The organism is Alsobacter sp. SYSU BS001988, assembly GCF_054796215.1.
This window is the reverse complement of sequence record NZ_JBTAMK010000051.1, coordinates 1-752: the sequence shown is the minus strand read 5'-3', so window position 1 is coordinate 752 and position 752 is coordinate 1. Positions and strand designations below refer to the sequence as shown.

Here is a 752-nt window from a genome sequence, read left to right as displayed (position 1 = left end):
ACTGCTTCGGCATTCGCTCCGAGCGCAGGCTGTGCGAGGAGGTTCACCTCAACCTGGCCTATCGCTGGTTCTGCCGCCTGGGCCTGGACGGCGCCGTGCCAAACCACTCGACCTTCTCTAAGAACCGGCACGGCCGCTTCCGCGACAGCGACATGCTGCGCGAGCTCTTCGAGGCGACTGTCCAGCGCTGCATGGACGAGGGCCTCGTCGGCGGAGAAGGCTTCGCGGTCGACGCCAGCCTCATCAAGGCGGACGCGAACAGGCAGCGTTCCGCCGAAGGATGCGAGACAGTGGACTGGACGGCTCTTGCCGAGACGAGGCGGTCGGTTCGGGAGTACCTGGACACGCTCGACGAAGCGGCTTGGGGCGCCGCCAGCGATGTGAAGCCGAATTTCGTGTCCAAGTCCGATCCGGCGGCGCAATGGACCGGAGCCCTGAAGGGGCACGCCTTCTTCGCCTATGCGACCAACTATCTGATCCACCTCCAACACGCCGTCATCGTTGATGTCGAAGCCAGCCGCGCGATCCGGCAAGCCGAGGTCGGCGCGGCTCGCACCATGATTGAGCGGACGCAGGATCGGTTCGACCTCTGGCCGGCCCGCCTTGCCGCAGACAGTGCCTACGGCTCGGCCGAGAACCTTGCGTGGCTCGTTCACGAGCGCGGGATCGAGCCTCATATCCCGGTCTTCGACAAATCGGAGCGGCAGGACGGCACCTTCAGCCGGTCTGAGTTCACCTACGACCACGCCCAG

1 protein-coding gene is annotated in these 752 nt (G+C 65.6%); it reads left to right on the top strand.

Annotated elements, in window-relative coordinates; genetic code table 11:
- The coding region (locus ACYVO7_RS25755) for a transposase (protein WP_460452612.1) at positions 1–752 on the top strand (752 nt) is incomplete at both ends.